The sequence below is a fragment of the Massilia orientalis genome, assembly GCF_030411975.2.
Taxonomy (GTDB): domain Bacteria; phylum Pseudomonadota; class Gammaproteobacteria; order Burkholderiales; family Burkholderiaceae_D; genus Telluria; species Telluria orientalis.
This window is the reverse complement of sequence record NZ_JASNRB020000017.1, coordinates 23,637-40,046: the sequence shown is the minus strand read 5'-3', so window position 1 is coordinate 40,046 and position 16,410 is coordinate 23,637. Positions and strand designations below refer to the sequence as shown.

The 16,410-nt window shown below is 68.4% G+C and carries 15 protein-coding genes; 9 read left to right on the top strand and 6 right to left on the bottom strand.

The features are described from left to right. Positions 1–69: 69 nt before the first annotated feature. The 5 genes from QPK29_RS24230 (at position 70) to QPK29_RS24210 (ending at position 4,884) form a co-directional block, all read left to right on the top strand. Positions 70–1,755, top strand: coding sequence for a methyl-accepting chemotaxis protein (locus tag QPK29_RS24230; RefSeq protein ID WP_371768467.1), 1,686 nt, complete (start codon positions 70–72; stop codon positions 1,753–1,755). Between the two features lie 97 nt (positions 1,756–1,852). Next, positions 1,853–2,551 carry a fumarylacetoacetate hydrolase family protein gene (locus QPK29_RS24225; RefSeq protein WP_160410574.1) on the top strand — a complete coding sequence of 233 codons (699 nt, stop codon included), beginning with the start codon at positions 1,853–1,855 and terminating at the stop codon, positions 2,549–2,551. Between the two features lie 5 nt (positions 2,552–2,556). Then, positions 2,557–3,486: a 2-hydroxyacid dehydrogenase gene (locus QPK29_RS24220; protein ID WP_371768466.1), complete on the top strand. Its 930-nt coding sequence runs from the start codon at positions 2,557–2,559 to the stop codon at positions 3,484–3,486. A 79-nt stretch (positions 3,487–3,565) separates the two neighbouring features. Beyond that, on the top strand, positions 3,566–4,594 hold the full coding sequence (locus QPK29_RS24215; RefSeq protein ID WP_371768465.1) for a M4 family metallopeptidase: 1,029 nt from the start codon (positions 3,566–3,568) through the stop codon (positions 4,592–4,594). Further along, positions 4,594–4,884, top strand: coding sequence for a protealysin inhibitor emfourin (locus tag QPK29_RS24210; protein ID WP_371768464.1), 291 nt, complete (start codon positions 4,594–4,596; stop codon positions 4,882–4,884). Before QPK29_RS24215 ends, QPK29_RS24210 begins: the two co-directional genes overlap by 1 nt. A gap of 1 nt (position 4,885) precedes the next feature. On the opposite strand, the gene QPK29_RS24205 is transcribed toward QPK29_RS24210, so the two are convergent. The 5 genes from QPK29_RS24205 to QPK29_RS24185 all read right to left on the bottom strand — a co-directional run bounded on the left by QPK29_RS24205 (position 4,886) and on the right by QPK29_RS24185 (position 10,610). Further along, positions 4,886–6,034 (bottom strand): HlyD family secretion protein, encoded by a 1,149-nt coding sequence (locus tag QPK29_RS24205; protein ID WP_371768463.1) that lies wholly within the window; start codon positions 6,032–6,034, stop codon positions 4,886–4,888. Between the two features lie 4 nt (positions 6,035–6,038). Next, the gene (locus QPK29_RS24200) at positions 6,039–7,496 is read right to left on the bottom strand and encodes an efflux transporter outer membrane subunit (protein WP_400189845.1); all 1,458 of its coding nucleotides are present in this window, start codon (positions 7,494–7,496) and stop codon (positions 6,039–6,041) included. Further along, entirely contained in the window at positions 7,480–8,982 is a 1,503-nt protein-coding gene (locus tag QPK29_RS24195; RefSeq protein ID WP_160410626.1) for an MDR family MFS transporter, read from the bottom strand. Before QPK29_RS24195 ends, QPK29_RS24200 begins: the two co-directional genes overlap by 17 nt. 26 nt (positions 8,983–9,008) lie before the next feature. Then, a complete protein-coding gene (locus QPK29_RS24190) occupies positions 9,009–9,455 on the bottom strand; it encodes a MarR family winged helix-turn-helix transcriptional regulator (protein ID WP_056126467.1) in 447 nt (148 codons plus the stop codon). A 75-nt stretch (positions 9,456–9,530) separates the two neighbouring features. Continuing rightward, on the bottom strand, positions 9,531–10,610 hold the full coding sequence (locus QPK29_RS24185) for an asparaginase (RefSeq protein ID WP_371768461.1): 1,080 nt from the start codon (positions 10,608–10,610) through the stop codon (positions 9,531–9,533). 332 nt (positions 10,611–10,942) lie between these two features. On the opposite strand from QPK29_RS24185, the gene QPK29_RS24180 reads away from it, so the two are divergent. Continuing rightward, complete coding sequence (locus QPK29_RS24180) at positions 10,943–11,311, top strand: hypothetical protein (protein ID WP_056126400.1); 369 nt, start codon at positions 10,943–10,945, stop codon at positions 11,309–11,311. A 64-nt stretch (positions 11,312–11,375) separates the two neighbouring features. Here the strand turns inward: QPK29_RS24180 and QPK29_RS24175 are convergent, their stop codons facing one another. Next, complete coding sequence (locus tag QPK29_RS24175) at positions 11,376–12,230, bottom strand: pirin family protein (protein ID WP_371768460.1); 855 nt, start codon at positions 12,228–12,230, stop codon at positions 11,376–11,378. 120 nt (positions 12,231–12,350) lie between these two features. Between QPK29_RS24175 and QPK29_RS24170 the strand changes: the two genes are divergently transcribed. The 3 genes from QPK29_RS24170 to QPK29_RS24160 all read left to right on the top strand — a co-directional run bounded on the left by QPK29_RS24170 (position 12,351) and on the right by QPK29_RS24160 (position 16,409). Further along, on the top strand, positions 12,351–13,880 hold the full coding sequence (locus QPK29_RS24170; protein ID WP_371768459.1) for a dipeptidase: 1,530 nt from the start codon (positions 12,351–12,353) through the stop codon (positions 13,878–13,880). Positions 13,881–14,202: 322 nt separating this feature from the next. Then, on the top strand, positions 14,203–15,297 hold the full coding sequence (gene galT / locus QPK29_RS24165; RefSeq protein ID WP_371768458.1) for a galactose-1-phosphate uridylyltransferase: 1,095 nt from the start codon (positions 14,203–14,205) through the stop codon (positions 15,295–15,297). Next, positions 15,294–16,409 (top strand): M24 family metallopeptidase, encoded by a 1,116-nt coding sequence (locus tag QPK29_RS24160; protein WP_371768457.1) that lies wholly within the window; start codon positions 15,294–15,296, stop codon positions 16,407–16,409. The genes galT and QPK29_RS24160 overlap by 4 nt, the downstream gene beginning before the upstream one ends. Position 16,410: the final 1 nt, after the last annotated feature.

Here is a 16,410-nt window from a genome sequence, read left to right as displayed (position 1 = left end):
TCTGCACCGTAACATTTCTCGGATGTGGGAAACCAGCAAAACGGGACATCCGTGCGGAAAGAGAGAACGATGAACATTCGAAATTTAAAAATTGGTACGCGCCTCGCGCTGGGCTTCGGCTTCCTGTGCGTGGCGCTGGTCTTCATGGTCGGGCAGGGCACGATCATGCTGGGCCGGGTCAATGACGGCACCGATGAGATCGTCAACAAGCGGCTGCCGCGCATGGAACTGACGGCGCGTATGCTCAGCGACGTGAACGACATCGCCATCGCGCTGCGCAACATGATGCTGGACGACAGCGCCGACGACCGCGCGAAGCAGGTTGCCAGCATCACCGCCATGCGCAAGGACCTCGACAGCCTGCTCGTGCAGCTCGACGGCCTGCTGCGCGCGCCCAGGTCCCGCACCTTGCTGGCGCAGGAAGTCGAACTCAATGCGAAGTACACGCAGGGGCAGATCGACCTGATCCGCCTGATCGAGAGCGGCGACGACGCGGGCGCGCGCGCCTACCTGAAGACGAAGCTGCGTCCCATCCTGGCGGACTACAAGGCCGTGATCGGCGAGCAGATCCAGGTCCAGGCCGGCCTCGCCCACGACACGGCCAAGGAAGCGCAATCCATGTACGCGAACACGCGCACCCTGATGATCGTGCTGGGCGCCGTCATGCTGGCCATCGCCTGCGCGCTGGCCTGGTGGATCAGCGCCTCGATCACGCGGCCGCTGCGCCGTGCGCTGGACGTGGCGACCGCCGTCGCCGGCGGCGACCTGACGACGCGCGTGGACGTCGACAGCACCTGCGAAGTGGGCCAGTTGCTGGGCACCCTGAGGCGCATGAACGAGAACCTGGTGGCCACCGTCGGCACCGTGCGCGGCGGCACCGACGCCATCGCGCTCGCGTCCGGCGAAGTGGCGGCCGGCAACCGCGACCTGTCGGCGCGCACCGAGCAGCAGGCCAGCGCGCTGGAAGAGACGGCGTCGTCGATGGAAGAGCTGACGTCGACCGTGAAGCAGAACGCCGACAACGCGCGCCAGGCCAACACGCTGGCCGCGACGGCGTCGACGGTCGCGGCCAAGGGCGGTGACGTGATCGAGCAGGTCGTCGACACGATGACGCAGATCCACGCGTCGTCCAGCCGCATCGTCGACATCATCGGCGTCATCGACGGCATCGCGTTCCAGACCAACATCCTCGCGCTGAACGCGGCCGTGGAAGCGGCGCGCGCCGGCGAGCAGGGCCGCGGCTTCGCCGTCGTGGCGGGCGAGGTGCGCAACCTGGCGCAGCGCTCGGCCGCCGCCGCCAGGGAGATCAAGGCGCTGATCGACGACTCCACCAGCAAGGTCGACACGGGCAGCTCGCTCGTGCGCGAGGCGGGCAGCACGATGGGCGAGATCGTCGACAGCGTGCGCCGCGTGGCCGACATCCTCACGGAGATCACGGCCGCGAGCCAGGAGCAGAGCGCCGGCATCGAGCAGATCAACCAGGCCATCACGCAGATGGACGACGTGACCCAGCAGAACGCGGCCCTCGTCGAGCAGGCGGCGGCCGCGTCGCAGGCGATGCAGGACCAGGCCGCGCGCCTGGCGGAGGCCGTGGCCGTGTTCCGGCTCGACGGCGGCGCGCCGGCGGCAGCGCCGACGCATGCGATGACTCCCGCGCCCGCACCGCGGTTGAGCAAGCCGGTTGCGAAGGCGCCGGCCCGTCCGCAGTCCACTGCCGCGAAGGTGGGCGCCGAGAGCGACTGGGAAGAGTTCTGACCGTTATTGCTTCTTCGTCCAGCTTGCGATTGTGATAGGCTGTCCGGTGCATCAGGCCTTGGGCCGATGCGCCGACATTGTCTTTACAAGGATACGCATGACTGGCTTCGTCATTACGCCTCCCGCCGTCCCGGCCCTCGCCGTGGCCGGCTCCGACCAGGTTTTCCCGCTGCGCCGCGTGTTCTGCGTGGGCCGCAACTACGCGGCCCACGCGCGCGAGATGGGTTCCGATCCGAACCGCGAACCGCCGTTCTTCTTCACCAAGCCGGCGGATGCCGTCGTGCCGGCCAGCGGCACCGTCCCGTACCCGTCCTCCACGCGCGAGCTGCATCACGAAGTCGAACTGGTCGTCGCACTGAAAGGCGGCGGCACGAACATCGCGCCGGAACAGGCGCTGGACCTCGTGTGGGGCTATGGCGTGGGCCTGGACCTGACGCGGCGCGACCTGCAGGCCGTCGCCAAGAAGGACGGCCGCCCGTGGGACATGGCGAAAGGCTTCGACGCCTCTGCGCCGTGCAGCCCGCTGATCCCCGTCGAGCGCACCGGCCACCCCTCGGCGGCGCGCATCTGGCTCGAAGTGAACGGCCAGCTGAAGCAGGAGGGCAACCTGAACGAAATGATCTGGCCGATCCCCGACGTGATCGCGGCCCTGTCGCGCCTCGTCGCGCTGGCGCCGGGTGACCTGATCTACACGGGCACGCCGGCCGGCGTGGACGCGCTGAACCCGGGCGACAAGGTGCGCGGCGGCGTCGACGGCGTGACTTCGTTCGAACTCGAGATCGGCGCGGCAGAATGAGAGTAATGCGGAAGACGGTCCTGCAGATCGGAGGCTTCGCGCCCGAGATCCAGGCCCGGATCGACGCCGAATTCCGCTGCGTCGGCCTGGCGGATCTCGAACGCGAGCCCGGCCTGGCGATCGAGGTCGGCGCCATCCTCACGCGCAGCAACCAGGAGGTGCCGGAAGACGTGGTGCGGCGCCTGCCGGCGCTGGAAATCATCGCCACGTGCGGCGTCGGCTACGACCTGATTCCGCGCACGCTCGCGGCCGAACGGGGCATCGTCGTCGCCAACACGCCGGACGTGCTGAACGCGGCCGTGACGGAGCTGTGCATCGGCTCCCTGCTGGCATTGCTGCGCCGCCTGCCGCAGGCCGACCGCTACGTGCGCGCAGGCGCCTGGAAGAACGCGAACTTCGCGCTGGCGACGAGCCTCGCGGGCAAGCGCGTGGGGATCGTCGGCATGGGGCGCATCGGCAAGGAGATCGCGCGCCGGCTGGAGACGTTCGGGGTGGCGCTCGCCTACCACGGCCGCACGGACCAGCAACTGGCGTGGCGCTACGAGCCCGACCTGGCCGCGCTCGCGCGCGATTCCGACATCCTCATCGTCGTGGCGCCCGGCGGGGCCGACACGCAGCACCTGATCGATGCGCGGGTGCTGCACGCGCTCGGACCGAACGGCTACCTCGTGAACGTGGCGCGCGGCACGCTCGTCGACGAGGCGGCGTTGCTGGCGGCGCTGGAGCAGGGCACCATCGCCGGCGCGGCGCTGGACGTGTTCGACAACGAGCCGGACATCGACCCGCGCTTCTTCAAGCTGGACAACGTGCTGCTGACGCCGCACCTGGGCAGCGCCACGCACGAGACGCGCGCGGCGATGGCGCAGCTCATGCTCGACAACGTGCGCAGCTGGTTCCGCAGCGGGCGCGCGCTGACGCCGGTCGAACCCGGCTGACGCACCGCGGGTACTGTGCGCCGCAGCGCGGCCGTGTGGATTACGCTCTTCAGGCAAGCGCAATCCGCATGGAGGCAATATGCACATCCACACGCCCGCGTGCCCCTGTTTCATCATCCCGTCGTCCATGTTGCGCAAGCTGGCCATCCAGGCGGACGCAGCGGAACGCCAGCGGCTGCTGGACCAACTGGAACGCTCGGCTTTCCTGCGCGGCCAGCGCGCCGCCAGCGGCCTCGCCGCGCCGGGCCTGCTGGTGGCGCCCGGCGTCAGGCATCGCACCGTGTACGACGCGCACCACGGCACCCGCCTCCCCGGCAAGCTCGTACGCACGGAGACGGCGGCGCCCGTGACCGACACCGCCGTCAACGAGGCGTTCGACGGCGCCGGCACCACCTACGACTTCTACCAGCAGATCCTGAAACGCAATTCCATCGACGGCCGCGGCATGGGCATCGATTCGAGCGTCCATTACAGCAAGCGCTTCAATAACGCGTTCTGGAACGGCCGCCAGATGGTGTACGGCGATGGCGACGGCAAGCTGTTCACCGGCTTCACGCACGCGCTCGACGTGATCGCGCACGAGCTGACGCACGGCGTCACGCAATACACCGTGCCGGGCGGAGGTCTTGTCTACGATGGGCAGAGCGGTGCGCTGAACGAATCGATGTCCGACGTGTTCGGTTCCGTCGTCAAGCAATGGCATGCGAAGCAGACGGTCAGGAAGGCCGACTGGCTGATCGGCGCGGGCATCATGACACCCGCCGTCGGCAAGGCGTTGCGCTTGATGGCCGATCCGGGGAATGCGAAGCTGACGTGGTCGGGCGACGACCAGCCGGGCACGATGAGGGGGTATGTCGAAGGCGGGGACGTGCACACGAATTCCGGCATCCCGAATCACGCGTTCTACCTGGCGGCGATGAAGCTGGGCGGGCATGGCTGGGACAAGGCCGCGCCGATCTGGTACCAGGCGCTGTCGCTCCTGCATCCCGACGCGACGTTCGCGGACGCCGCCCAGGCCACCGTCAAGGCGGCCGAACTGCGCCACGGTGCGGGATCGGGCGAGGCCACGGCCGTGCAGGGCGCCTGGCACGAAGTGGGCGTCGTGTGATGCGCTTGTCGCTGCATTCCGTGGGCGGGTTCACGGGACCGGCGGGCGCGCAGACGCGCAGCGTCGACGTCGACAGCCTCCCCGCGGCGGAGGGCGCGCGCGTGCGCGCGCTCGTGCAGGGGCTGGATGCGGCGCCGCTGCCGGCGACCCTGCTGAAACCGCGGCCGCAACCGTGGGATTTCACGTACACGCTGACGGTCGACGGCAGGCAGGTGCGCTTCCACCTCGACGCGGCGCCGGCGGCGTTGCGCGAACTCGTCGGGATCCTCGAGGCGCGGCCGCCGGACTGAATCAGTTCGCCATGTTTTTTGCGACGATCGCGTCCGTCGCTACCTGCGCCTGCTGCAACGGCTGGTTCAATACCGTGGTTGCATACGCGGGCGCCGGCGCGGCCACCGTGCCGAGCGCGCTGCCGCCTTTCTGGCTGATGTCCACGTCGACCGTGGCCGACAGGCCCACGCGCAGCGGGTGCGCCGCGAGTTCCTTCGGATCGAGCGAGATGCGCACCGGCACCCGCTGCACGACCTTGATCCAGTTGCCCGTCGCGTTCTGCGCCGGCAGCAGCGAGAACGCGCTGCCCGTGCCCGCACCGAGGCCCACGACCTTGCCGTGGTAGACGACTTTGCTGCCGTAGATGTCGGCCTCGATGGTGGCCGCCTGGCCCACGCGGATATCGCGCAATTCCGATTCCTTGAAATTGGCGTCGACCCACAGCTGGTCCAGCGGCACGATCGACAGCAGCGGCGCGCCCGGCGCGATGCGGCTGCCGACCTGCACGCTGCGCTTGGCGACATAGCCCGACACCGGCGCGACGATCGCGTTGCGGCGGGCGGCGAGCCAGGCGGACAGGTAATCCGCCTTCGCGGCCAGCACGTTCGGGTGCTCGGCCGGCGAGACGCCCGCCACCGTCACGCGCGCGGCCGCCAGCTGCTTCTGCGCGACCATCAGTGCCGCTTGCGCATCGTCGACGGCGCGGCGGGCGTGCGCCACGTCTTCGCCGGAGACGATGTTGTCCGCTGCGAGCGGCGCGCGCCGTGCCAGGTCTTCCTGCTTCGCCTTCAGTTCCACGCGGCGCTGGTCGACGAGGGCCTCGTACTGCGCCACGTTCGTGTAGCGCTCGCGCTGCTGGCGCACGGCGGTGCCCAGCCGCGCCTCGGCCTGGGCCAGCGCGACCTCGGCGTCGGACGGATCGAGGCGCACGATCTCCGTGCCCGCCTGCACGAGCTGGGTCTCGTCGGCGCGGATCTCGACGACGCTGCCCGTCACCTGCGACGACACGTTCACGAGGTTGCCGCCGACGTAGGCGTTGTCCGTCTCGACGCGTTTCGACAGGACCAGGGCGTAATAGGCCGCATAGGCCGCGCCGGCGACGAGGAAGGCGGCGGTGATGCCGGCCAGGACGACGCGGCGCTTGTTGTTGGTGGGTGCTTGGGTACTCATGGTTTTATCTGGTATTCGAGAGGGTGTGATAACCGCCGCCGAGCGCCTTCACGAGGGCGACCTGCGTCTGCAGGCGGGCATCCGTCAGCTGCAGGTCGACGTCGCGCTGGCGCAGCACGGCCAGCCGCGCCTGCAGCACGGCGGCACGGTCGGCGAGGCCGCGCTGCATGCGCGCCTCGGCGTTCGCGGCCAGCTTGCGGCTCGCGTCGATGGTCGCGGCGTGTGCTGCCGTCTCCTTCGCGATGCCTTGCAGGGTGGCCGCTTCGCGCGCGACGTCGCGCACCGCGTTCAGCACGGCCTCGTTGTACTCGGCCAGCAATTCGTCGCGGCTGCCGCGCGCCTGGCCCAGCCGGGCGTGCAGGCGGCCGCTGTCGAATAGCGGGAGGTCCAGCGTCGCGCCGATCAGCGGCGTGCGGCTCGGGTAGCGCAGCAGCTTGCCGAGCGACGTCGCATCGAGGCCGATGGCCGCGGCGAGATTGATGTCGGGCCGGAACGCGGCTTCGCTGGCGGCCACGCGGCCCAGCTGCGCCTCGACGCGCCAGCGCGCGGCCTGCAAATCGGGCCGGCGCGCCAGCAGCTCCATGCCCAGCTCGCGCGGGACGGCGTCGATTGCCGGTGCCGGCTGGAAGCGGGCGAGATCGGTCAAGGCGGCGGCGTCACCGCCGATCAGCGCGCGCAGGCCTTCGCGTTCGCGCGCGGCGTCCGTGTCGTAGCGCGCGGCCTGTTCCTGCAGGCCGGCGAGGTCCTGCTCCGCGCTTTGCAGGCTGTCGAGACTCACGAGCCCGTGGGCCATGCGCGCCTTGCGGCCGGCGATGACGTCGCGCTGCACGGCGATGAGGGCGTTCGTATTGTCCTGGCGCGCCCACAGCATCTGCAGGCGCAGATAGCTTTGCACGACCGACGCCGCCAGCACCTGGCGCGCCTGCGCGCTTTCCGCGGCGGCCGCATTCGTCTCGCCCAGCGCGGCGGCGATGAGGGCGCGGTGCTTGCCCCACCAGTCGACGTCGTAGCTGGCGCGCACGGACACGCTGGCGTCGTTGAACCACGCCCCGCCGATCGGCGGCGGGAAGAAGCCGTTGGACGAATAGCGCTGGCGGTTCAGGCCAGACGCCAGGTCCACCTTGCCGCCTTCGTTGGCCACTTCCGCGCCGAACGCGGCGCGGGCGCTGGCCACGCGCGCGGCGGCGACGGCGAGCGTCGGGCTGTCGCGCAGGGCGCGGGCCACGAGCGCGTTCAGCTGCGGGTCGTGGTAGTCGAGCCACCATTGCTCGGCGGGCCAGGCGGCGGCGGGCAGCTGGATCGCCGGCGCATGCTGCGCCTTGGCGAAGTCCGGGCCCGGTGCCTTGTTCGTGTCCGGCGGGACGCTGATGCAGCCGGACAGCAGGGCCAGCGCGGCGGCCGCGATGGGGATGAGTTTGAAATGTCGCACGGTGTCGTCTTGTTGGTTATTCGAGGGCAGCATGGTCCACCTGCGCCGGCGCGGCGGCCGCCTTCGGTGGACGGATCAGCAGCAGCATCGGGATCACGGCCATGGTCAGCAGCATCATCAGCCAGTAGTCGTCGACGTAGGCGATCATCGACGCCTGGCGCGTGATCTCGTTGTTGATGAGGGCAGGGCCGGCTTGCGTGGCCATGTCGTAGAGGCTCGTCGGATCGTGCACGGCGGGATTCGCGGCGGTGACCTGCGTGGCCAGCGATGCGTGCGCGATCTGCGTGTTGCGCACGAGGAGCGCCTGCACGAGGGCGATGCCGATCGACGAGCCGATGTTGCGTACGAGGCTGTACAGCGCCGTGCCTTCCGCGCGCATCTGCGGCGAGAGGGTCGCGAACGTGGCGGCCGACAGCGGCACGAACACGAGGCCCAGCCCGACGCCCTGGATCACGCCGGGCCACACGATGTCGGACTGCGACAGCACGAGCGTGTAATGTGTCATCTGCCACAGCGAGAACGCGGTGATGGCGAAGCCGACGCCCAGCAGCAGCCGGAAATCGACCTTGCCCGTGAGGCGTCCGACGATCATCATCGCGGCCATCGTGCCGAGGCCCGACGGCGCCGTCACGAGGCCCGCGAGCTTGGCCGGATAGCCCATCAGGCCTTGCAGCATCGTCGGCATCAGCGCGCGCGTCGCGAACAGCACCATGCCGACGATGAAGATCAGCAGCAGGCCGGTGACGTAGTTCGCGTTCTTCAGCAGGCGGAAATCGACGAACGACTGGCCGGCGGGGCGCGTCAGCGTGTGGCCGATGAAATAGGAAAACGCGAGCGTCGTCAAAATCAGTTCGACCCATGTCTCGGTCGACGCGAACCAGTCGTTCTGTTCGCCGCGGTCCAGCAGCATCTGCAGCGCGCCGATGGCGATGGACAAGGTGACGAAGCCGAACGTGTCGAAGCGGACGCGCCGGGCCGGATCGGCCGCGTGGATGTAGCGCCAGATGCCCCAGAAGGCCAGCGCGCCGATCGGCACGTTGATGAAGAAGACCCAGCGCCAGCTGTAGCTGTCCGTCAGCCAGCCCCCCAGCGTCGGCCCGAGGATCGGCCCGATCATCACGCCCATGCCCCACACGGCCATCGCGGAGCCATGCTTTTCGCGTGGGTTGATGTCGAGGAGGACGGATTGCGACAACGGCACGAGCGCGGCGCCGAACACGCCCTGCAGCATGCGTGCGATGACGATTTCCGTCAGCGTCGCCGAGATCCCGCACAGCACCGAGGCGAGCGTGAACCCGGCGACGGAGACGAGGAACACCTTCTTCAGGCCGAAACGGTCGACGAGCCAGCCGTTCAGCGGCGTCGCGATGGCGGCGGCTACGATGAACGACGTCAGCACCCAGGTGATCTGGTCCTGCGACGCCGACAGCGATCCCTGCATGTGCGGCAGCGCCACGTTGGCGATGGTGCCGTCCAGCGCCTGGATGATCGTCGCCAGCATGATCGAGATCGTGATCATGGTGCGGTTGATGGGTGCCGCTGTCGTCACAGGCCGTCCTCGAGGCGCTTCCTGAGGGTTTCCAGCAGGACGGTCGCGGCGGCCAGCGCCTGCGGGTCGAGGCCGGCCAGCAGGTCGGCGCGGAACGGCGAGGCTTCCGCGAGCACTTCGGCGTAGACGGTCTTGCCGGTGTCGGTCAAGTGCACGAGTTTGACGCGACGGTCGGTGGGCGAGGGGGCGCGCGTGACGAAGCCGTCGCGCTCCAGGCGGTCCAGCATCGACACCATCGACGGCCCCTCGACGCCGACCAGGTCGGCGAGTGCCCGCTGCGACATCGGCGCGCCCGACTTGGCGATCATCGCGATCGTCATCCAGCCGGACTGGCCGATCCCAAGGTGCTTGAGGCGCTTGTCCAGCGCGAGCCGCCACAGGCGCGCGCTCGTGTGCAGGGCCGCCGAGAAGCGCTCCTCGACCGACTCAGGTAGTTTGCTCATCATTAGCCACAAAATAGATAGAAACCTATCGATTTTATGCTGCGCAACCGAACTGCGCAAGTGACAACACCGGGGTCAGAGCCCGTTTTTAATCAATTGCCCAAAATCGGGCTCTGACCCCGGTTTGTCCAAAGTGAAGACGGCGTGGATGTCGCCCGCCACGACGCCGCGCGCGTTCTTGATGGGCGGTGCGCGGTACTGATCGAGATGCTTGCGGCGCGTGGCGTCCAGCAGGCCCAGTTGATCGAGCACGGCGAACGTGGCGGGATGCAGCGCGCGCACGGCGCCATCCGCCACCTTGATCGCGATGCCGATGCCGGCCGAGCGGATGCCGATGGCCTGCACGGCGTCCGCGCCGATCTTCGCGACCCAGTCGCCGCCGCCGGCCTGCATCCACGCGAGGTCGGTGCGCGCGTCGCCCGACACCATGTCCGGATGCGCCGTCATCGCGTCGAACAGGTCACCCAGCGCGGCGCCGAGGCGTGCGTCCGCGCTGCCTTGCGCGAGGCGCGCGTACAGGTGCGCGAGGCGCGCCAGCGGCATCGCGTAGTTCGGTGCCGAGCAGCCGTCGATGCCCATCGGGAGCGTGTCTTCCGTCATCTGCACGCAGTCGGCGAGCGTGGCGCGGATCGCGCGCTGCAGCGGGTGCGCGGGATCGACGTAGCCTTCGGTCGGCGCGCCGTGCAGGCGGCACCAGGCGAGAAAGCCGCTGTGCTTGCCCGAGCAATTGTGGTGGACCGTGCGCCAGCGCCGTTCGGCCGGCACGGGCAGGCCGGCGGCGTCGTAGTAGAGCGGCGCCGCGCAGCCGCAGGCGAGGTGGCTTTCGTCCAGGCCGATCTTGTCGAGGATGGACGTCACGCCCACCAGGTGCTTTTCTTCGCCCGAGTGGCTGGCGCACAGCAGGGCCAGCTCGGCACGCGTGAGGCCGAAGCGCGCGGGGCCGTCGTCGAGCACGAAAGGCAGGGCCTGGAACGGCTTCAGCGCGGAACGGGTGAAGGTCATGAAGTCGGGATCGCCCGCCGACCACAGCAGGCGGCCGGCCACGTCGACGACGGCGATCGAACCGTAATGGATGTTCTCGACCGCGTAGCCGCCGGCAAGCGCGCCGTCGGGCGGATAGCCACGCGTGGTGGCGACCAAAGGCACTGGATGCATCGGTTCGCTCCTTCGTCCGGATGGGCTGTTCGAAGCCGACACTGTAACGGATTCCGGCCGCCCAGGGAGCGCAAAAGCGGCCCGGAACGATGCCGGAAACTATATGCATCCACAGCATTTCGGGCCGGTTTTTCGACAGTTCATCCCTCCATTTCGACGCTTTGGCGTCTCCCCGATGACGCCTCGAGCCGCCGTTCCTACACTGTCATCACTCGCCGCACATTAACGACGCGGCGATATGAAAAACGGTGGACCGCTGGAGTATCCGACGATTCTTTTGAAATCGTGCTCATGGTCCGTAATACATATCGAAAATTAATCTCGGAGCAATCATGCGTATCGTACAAGCCCTGGTCTTCACCGCCGCCGCCACCCTGTCCCTGGGCGCGTTCGCCGACCCGTCCGTCGCGCCGTCCTCGGCCACCGCCAGCGCCGTCATGATGTCGTCGTCGACGCACACCGCCTACCGCCTGACCCAGGATGAAGCCGAACACATGCGCGGTTCGTTCCGCCTCACCGACGGCCGCACGATCACGGTCACCAACCGGATGAACAAGCTGTTCGTCGACCTGGACGGCAAGCGCGAGGAAATGGTGCCGGTCGCTCCGAAGAAATTCGTCACGCGCGACACGGGTGCCGAGATCGCCTTCAACCAGGTGCCGTTCGCCGACGAGGTCGTCGTCAACCAGGCCGCGCGCTGATGCGCGGCGTCGAACACGGCCGGCCTGGCCGATGCGGACCGGGCCGGCGCAGGTCGACAGCGGCTCAGATCGGCGTGCCGAAGCGCCCGGCCTGGTAATCGATGATCGCCTGCTGGATTTCTGCGCGCGTGTTCATCACGAACGGCCCGTGCGCCACGACGGGTTCGCCGATCGGAAAGGCGTGACCGAGCAGCAGCACGCTGTCGTGGTCGGCCAGGATGTCCAGTTCATCGCCCTCCGCATCGAACTCCGCAAGGTGCATCGCGCTGACCGTTTCCGGCACCCCCTGGATCACGCCGCGCACGACGTACAGGAACACGTTGCGGTCGAGTAGTCCATCCACGTGCAGGCGCGCACCCGCCTTCATCTCCACCGTGCACAGCGACACGTCCGTCAGCGATGCGATCGGCCCGGTCACGCCGCCATACGTGCCCGACACGACGTGCACGCGCACGCCATCGCCCCTGTCCACGACGGGTATCTCGTCGCGCTGCAGCCCGATGTAGCGGGGCGCCGTCATCTTCAGCGCGGGCGGCAGGTTGACCCACAATTGCAGGATCTCGAGCGGCCCGCCGCGTTCCATGAAGTCGCGCGGCGACACTTCCGCATGCACGATGCCGCGGCCGGCCGTCATCCATTGCACGCCGCCGGGCCCGATCACGCTTTCATGGCCGGCGCTGTCGCGGTGCGCGAGCAGGCCGTCGAGGATGAATGTCACCGTCTCGAAGCCGCGGTGCGGATGCGGGCCGAACGGCAGGCCGCGGTTATGCGGCGGATAGACCTGCGGGCCGTGATGGTTGAGGAACAGGAAGGGATCGACCTGGTCGAGATGCGGACCCGGCACGGGGCGCTGGGTGATGAGGTCGCCGATGTCGTCGCGCAGCGCGGGGTGCACGCGCCGGATGATCTTGTGCGTCATATTCGTCTTCGTTGGAATGTGCAGCGCCTACGATAACCGATCGCGCTGGGAGGAGTCGCCAGCAATCTTTACGCATCCCTGCTATGCTCGTTTCCCCCTTTCAATCTGGAGATGGAGACAATGCATACGAAGACCAGCGCACGCAACCTGGCCGTGGCCATCAGCCTCGCCTGGGCAGCAAGCGCGACGGGCGCACCCGCCCAGGCCGTGCCGGGCGACATGGCGATCAAGGCGGCCAAACATGCCGTCACGGCATACCGCGACGACGTCGTCGACACGCTGGCCAAACTGGTCAGCTACAACACGGTGGCGGACAAGGACATCCCGTGCGACCGCAACCCGCGCCACCAGGCGTTCAAGGACACCCTGAAACAGGAAGCGACGCGCCTCGGCCTGGACTACGCGGACTACGGCTGCGTGGCCATCGTCGGCCTGGGCAAGGGCGATGAGCGTGTGGGTCTCGTCGCGCATGGCGACGTGCAGCCCGTCGACGCGAGCAAGTGGAAGAAGTCGCCGTTCGAGCTGGACCGCACGAGCGAACCGGGCCGCCTGCTGGCGCGCGGCGCCGAGGACGACAAGGGCCCGATCGCCACCGCGCTGTATGCGATGAAATCGCTGAAGGACCTGCAGGTGCCGCTGTCCAGGCGCATCGAACTGTACGTCTACATGGCCGAGGAATCGGATTGGGCGCCGCTGGAAGCCTTCATCAAGACGCACACGCTGCCGCAGATGAACATCACGCTCGACGCGGAGTATCCGGCCGTGACGGCGGAGAAGGGCTACGGCACGCTGGCCGTGACGATGCCGGCCACCACGGCCGCACCGCCGGCAGGTAGCCCGTTCGTAAAGGCCTTCAAGGGCGGCTTCTTCGGCAGCCAGATTCCGGAAGATGCGCAGGCCACGATCGCCAACGCGACGCCGGCACTGGAAGCGCAGGTCCGCGCGCGCGCCGGCAAGCAGACGGGCATGCACTACCAGTTCGAGCGCCAGGACGGCGACCTGCTCGTCGTCGCGAAGGGCCTGTCGGCGCACTCGTCGAAACCGGAAGACGGCGTCAACGCCATCAGCATGCTGGCCGACGCGCTCGCCGTGCAGGCGTGGCCGGACACGACGGCAGGCAGCCTGGTGAACTTCCTCAACGAGATGGTGGGCACGGGTTATTACGGCGAGAAGTTCGGCAGCATCGCCTACCGCGACGCCTTCATGGGCCCGATGACGTTCGCGCCGACCGTGATCCGCCAGCAGGACGGCGGCGCCATCGAAATGGCGATCAACATCCGCCGCCCGCAAGGCAAGACCGCGGGACAGCTGACCAACGAGATCAATGCCGCGCTCGCGCAGTGGCAGGGCGCGCACGTGCAGCTGGCGAAGGTGAACATGCAGATCGGCGACCCGTGGGTGCAGAAGGATGCGCCGCAACTGCCGGTGCTGATGAAGACGTTCGCATACTTCACGGGCACCAAGGAGCCGAAGCCGGTCGCGATCGGCGGCGGCACGAATTCGCGCCTGTTCCCGCACGCCGTCAGCTTCGGCCCGGCGATGCCGGGCACGGTCTACACGGGCCATTCGGAGCATGAGTTCATTACCACGAAGCAGCTTCTGCTGAACCTGCAGATGTACACGGCCGTGCTTGCCGAGCTCGCGCAATAAACGTCACGATCCAGCGCCGCCGGGCTCGCTTCCGGGGGCGCTTCACGATGTTGGGCGCCCGGCAGTCATGTAGGCCGGTTTCTCGCCAAAATGTGTAAATCCTTCCAAAAATTTTGTAGGTTTAGGCCTACATGAGCATGGTCTTCATAGGGACTACCTACCCGTTTCCCTAGGAGAGACAGCAGGCAGGGCCACGGCCGCCCGATCGGCCCTTCTACGCCCAGTTGATTGTCGGAAAAGCTAGAGGTGGCCCCGAGAAAATGTGGTGAAAACGCCATGATAGGATCGGACCTGACCTAGCAATGCCTGACCTGCCGATGCCATGCACAGCCAAGAACTGATCAAACCTGACGGAAGACAACTGACGTTGTACAGCAGCCGGCCCATTCCGGACGGCATCGTCGCGACCAGTCCCTTCGCCGAGCCGCAACACGCCAACCCGCACCTGCGCTGGCATCCGCTGCGCGGCGAATGGGTCACGTATGCCGCGTTCCGCCAGAACCGCACGTATCAACCGCCCCCGCAGTACAACCCGCTGGCCCCCACGCGCGATCCCGAACACCCGACCGAGATGCCGGCGGGCGACTACGAGATCGCCGTGTTCGACAACCGCTTCCCGTCGCTCGCGCTGGACGCGCACGAGCCGCCGACGCTCACCGTGCCGACCGCGCCCGCCAACGGCAAATGCGAGGTCGTCGTATTCACGCAGGATCCACAAGCAGCGCTGGGCCGGCTGCCGCTGGCGCGCATCGAACTGCTGCTGGAAGTGTGGGGCGACCGCACGCAACGCCTCAAGGGCCAGCACCACATCCAGTACGTGCTGCCGTTCGAGAACCGCGGCGCCGAAGTGGGCGTGACCTTGCACCACCCGCACGGCCAGATCTACGCGTACCCGTTCATCCCGCCCGTGCCCGCGCGCCAGCTCGCGCAGGAACGCGAGTACTACCTGCAGCACGGCACCAGCCTGTTGTGCGACATGGCGCGCGACGAGGCGGCGGACGAGAAGCGCGTCGTGTACCGCGACGACGAGGCGATCGCCTTCGTGCCGGCCTGCGCGCGCTATCCGTACGAGGTGTGGGTGATGCCGACCGCGCCATGCAAGGATTTCGCGGCCTTGAGCCCCGCGCAGCGTACGAGCCTGGCGCGCGCGCTGAAGACGGTGCTGCTCAAGTTCGACACGCTGTGGGAGCGCCCGTTCCCGTACCTGATGACGTGGTACCAGGCGCCGACGGATGGCGCGGATCACCCCGAGACGCAGCTGCACTGCCAGTTCTATCCGCCGTACCGCACGCGCGACCGGTTGAAATACCTGGCCGGCACCGAGATCGGCGCCGGCATGTTCGCGATGGACGTGCTGCCCGAGACCACGGCGTACGAATTGCAGCAGGTCGAGGTGCGGCTGGAGGCTGAAGCATGAGCCGCGCGGCGGAAGTGGCCGACAAACTGGCGCTGCTGCGTGCCGCGCTGGCGGAGGCGGGCGCGCAGGCGATCCGGCTGCGCGGCACCGACTGGTTCGCGTGGGCGACGGCGGGCGGAGATTCGTCCGTGCTGCTGGCCGCCGAATGCGGCGTGGCCGAGGTGCTCGTCACGCGCGACGACGCCGTGATCCTGACGGACGCCATCGACGCCGAGCGCCTGCGCGTGGAACAGGTGCCGCCGGGCTTTACGTTCCACATCGCGCCGTGGGCCGAGACGGAGCTGCGCGACACCTATGTGCTGGGCGTGGCGAATGGCGGCGTCGTGCTGTCCGACCATCCTCGCCATGGCAACGGTCATGCCGAACAGCCGTTGCCCGCGAGCCTGCGCCTGCGCCGCATGGTGCTGCTGCCGGCCGAACAGGAACGCTACCGCGCGCTCGGGCGCGACGCCGCGCGTGCGATGGCGGAGACACTCCGTGCCGCGCGGCCCGCATGGACCGAACTCGAACTCGCGGCGGCTGGCGCACAAGCGTTGTGGCGGCGCGGGATCCAGCCCGCGCTCGTCCTGGCCGCGGGTGCGCGCCGGTTGCCGTTGTTCCGCCATCCCGTGCCGACGGACGAGCCGCTGGGCGCACGCGCGATGCTCGCGTTCTGCGCGCGCCGTCATGGCCTCGTGGCGAACCTGTCGCGCGGCGTCGCATTCACTCCGCTCTCGGACGACGAGCGCAATGCGCAGGCCGACCTGCTGCAGGTCGAGGCGACGGGGCTCGACGCCGTGCGTCCGGGCCAGTCTCTGGCGGCCGTCTATCACGCGCTGGAGGCCGCGTACCGCCACGTGAACCGGCACGAGGCCATCCGCGAGCATCACCAGGGCGGCATCACGGGCTACCAGGCGCGCGAGATCGTCGCGAGCCCGAGCACCGCGACCGGTATCGAGACGGGCATGGCGTTCGCGTTCAACCCCAGCTTCGCCGGCCGCTTTGGCTATGCCTTGGTGGAAGACACGTTCCTGCTCGGCGCGCATGGGCTGGACAACCTGACGCTGGATCCGGACTGGCCGGCGACGACAATCCAGGGCCGCACGCGGCCCGTCTGGCTGGAGGTGACATGAC